Raw genomic sequence first — 3,249 nt, forward strand, 5'->3', positions numbered from 1 at the left:
AGCTAAGCCTCACAGCGCCGATGGTACTGCAGGGGGGACCCTGTGGGAGAGTAGGACACCGCCGGACTTCTTTCGTGAAATGGCCACCCATCGCTGGGTGGCCATTTCTCGTTAACGCACCGACCCGACGCAGAGCGTGCACCGCCTGCGGGACGGCCGGTGCACGCGGCTCCTACATCGCGGCGCCGATATAGGAGTACTTCACGAACACCTCCGCAGCAAGGTCGGCCTCTTCCAGCACGCCCTGTACTGCGGTGAGCATGTACTTGGAGTCCCAGCCCATGTAGAGGAAGTGGGACTCGTCCAGCGCGTCCCAGTGGCCGTTCCACGCCTGCGCTGTGTAGATCGGCCCACCGCGCCGTGCGCTGAAGGCCACGACGTCTGCGCGTGAATCCGCCCACAGCCGTTTGAACACGCGGTTGAAGAGGTATTTGACGTCGTGCACCTCCCAGTGCTCGCCGCGGTACTCCACGTATTCGAACTCGCGCTGCCAGCCGCGGGGCCAACCGCGCCGACGCTGTGCGTCGAGGATGGGAGTCAGTCCATCGTCGTCGATGCCGACGATCGGGGGGTGCGCCCAGACGGCGAGGATCGCGTCGGTGAGCTCCACCGTCCGTGCGGCGATCGCCGCAGTGCCCCATACCGGGACGTCGGCGATCTCGCGGGTCGTGGCGATGGCGCTCCGTGCGTAGGCGGGCCGCTTGGCGGGGAAGGACTGGTCGGCGATCCGCTCCGCGATGGCGTCCTCGACGAGAGCGAGGTTGCCCAGCGTGCCGGCCAGCGCGCGATGGCTGTTCTGCTCGTCCTCGCTGTAGTCCGCCCACGTGCGGGTGCCGTCCCCACTCCAGCCGTCGCCGGGGGCGAGCGGCAGGACGTGGTCGACCGCAAGATCTGCAAGGCTCTCGACGTCCGCCAGACGCGCCAAAACGTAGGCGGGATGCGGAAGGTCGCTGTACTTCAGAGCCACCCGCACCCGTTCGTCCGACGGTGTGATCCGGCTGAACGCGTTCTCCAGCGTGCGCTGGCCCTGCTCGCGCGCGCGGCACAGCCGCGCCACCAGTCGGTCGGTGCTGACGCCCACGATGCTTCGTCGCAGCAGGAGCGATTGGATGTCGTCGAGGGTCGCGACCATCGCGGACTTGTCCAGCTCGCCACGCGCATAGTCACGGTAGGCGCGCATCACCAGCGGGTACATGCCGCGCCCGAACGTGTTGAGCTGGCCCAGGATCTTGGCGATGTCGGGGTCGGGCGCGTGAGCCGGACCGAGCAGGATGCGATAGATCTCCGAGTACTGCTTCCACTCGGCGGCGTGCACGCGCAGGCTGTCGAGCTCGAGCCGCGGGAACTCCTGCCGGAACGCGTCATAGACCCCACGTTCCCCGGGCAGGGTCACCTCGCGTCCGGTTCGCATGACCAGGAAGTGGCGCCAGAAGCTTCCGATCGACTCACCGGTGTTCTGCTCGATGGGGACCCAGAAGGAGTCTTCGATCTCGCTCTGCTCGAGGTGGGAGAGCCCCATCAAGACGTAGTTGTGGATCAGCTCGTGATCGCGCAGCGGTTCGCCGGTGGAGTTGAGGCTTTCGAAGATCTGCTGGGCATTGGCACCCGCGCCGAGCGTGATCGCCACGTGCTCAAGCTTCTGCAGGCCGCCCCAGATCCGCGGGGCTTCCTCCGCGCTGATCTGGCTGCGGAAGAAGGCGTAATTGTCGTCGAACCGGGATTCCCGCTGTTCGTCGTCGGGGGAGCGGCGGTCCAGAACGACGCTCTCGAACACGTCCGCCCACGCACGATGCGGTCGCAGCTTGGTCCGTGTCGGGTCGGACGCGCGGACGAGGACTCTTTCCAGGTCGCCGGCCAGATCGGGCCGATCGGACTTGACGGTGTGGTGCAGCGCCGCGACCAGAAGCATGAGGGTGGTGATGCGCTGCTGCCCGTCGATCAGCACCAGCTCCGCGGATCCCGCATCGATGCTGAGGGAGGAGAGCACCGATCCGATGAAGTGCATGTGCCGGTCGTCCGAGTCGGCGACGGCGCGGATGTCGGCGAGAAGCTGTTCGCAGGCGCCGATGTCCCACCGGTACTGGCGCTGGTAGACCGGGACGACGATGGTCGCCTCCGAACCGGACAGCCACGCGATGGTGTTGACTGCGGTCGCATCGATATTCGTGGCAGTGGCCATGGTTTCGCTTCGCCCCTCGGAACGCTGTGTGTACGGCGTGCGAACCCTCGCTGAGACGGACAACGCCGCCGTCGAGCCTAGTTGATCCGTCCTCCGACCCGCCTGGAAGCGCCGGGGGATCGCGGTCCCGGCTGCGTTCGGGGAGCCCTCGGGACGCCGATGTAGGCTTGCCTAAGTCGGGCCTGTTAAAACGTGCTGGCCCCCTACGAAAGGCATGATCCTCATCATGGGTTACATCAAATCCGCCGCTCTGGAAGAGACCGGCTATGTCGTCCTCGATCGCTACAACCAGGAGTTGGATCCCAAGGAGTGGCTCGATCTCGAGTACAACGACTGGAAGTCTTCCGGGGACACCCGCTTCGCGCCGCTGGCCAGCTTCGCCGGCGACATCGAGTGCAACGGATTCTGGAATCACAAGCCGCCGCGCACGGACAAGGACGGCGTGTGGATCCCCTCGCAGGTCGAGAAGGCCCCCAACCTGACCCGCCGCGCCCAGGAGCCCGGTGCGAACGTCGGGCGGTGCCGTGTCATCGAGCTGCAGCCGAACACCTACGCGGATTGCCTCTACAACCTGCACCAGGATGACAACAACCGTCTGAACCCGGACGGTACCGGCTGGGTCGTGCGGGGATTCTTCAACCTCACCGATGACAAGGACAGCTACTTCGTCCTGCGCGAGAACCGCACCGATCCCAGTGTCGAGCACCGCATCGCGCTCCCGGCCGGCGCCCAGCTGATCGTCGACACGCAGCGTCTGTGGCACGCAGCGACCCACACAGGCGACGAGGCGCGATACTGCCTGATCACGTCCTGGACGTCCGGCCCCGAGCTGGACGCGTACATCGAGAAGTACCACGGCCAGGCGCGCGTCCCGAACGTCGAGGTGCCTCAGGACGTGCTGGACGCCGGACAGGCCGAGCAGGCCCGCCGGCTGGCCGCCCGCGCCGCGTACTATGCGGCCAAGGGACAGGCCGAAGTGACTGCGATGAGCGAGGCCTGATCGCCGGACCTGCAGCGGGGGGGGGGGGGGGGCCCCCCGGGGGGGGGCCCCCCCCCCCCAGAGCGGGGGG

General features: G+C 67.0%; 2 protein-coding genes. One reads left to right on the top strand and one right to left on the bottom strand.

All coding sequences use genetic code 11. From position 1 onward, the window contains the following. Positions 1-172 precede the first annotated feature (172 nt). Entirely contained in the window at positions 173-2,179 is a 2,007-nt protein-coding gene (locus tag NQ152_RS00005; protein WP_257522584.1) for a DUF262 domain-containing protein, read from the bottom strand. A 226-nt stretch (positions 2,180-2,405) separates the two neighbouring features. Here NQ152_RS00005 and NQ152_RS00010 point away from each other — a divergent pair, with 226 nt between their 5' ends. Beyond that, complete coding sequence (locus tag NQ152_RS00010) at positions 2,406-3,179, top strand: hypothetical protein (protein WP_257503882.1); 774 nt, start codon at positions 2,406-2,408, stop codon at positions 3,177-3,179. The last annotated feature ends 70 nt before the right edge of the window (positions 3,180-3,249 follow it).

The sequence above is a fragment of the Microbacterium sp. zg.B48 genome, assembly GCF_024623505.1.
Taxonomy (GTDB): Bacteria; Actinomycetota; Actinomycetes; order Actinomycetales; family Microbacteriaceae; genus Microbacterium.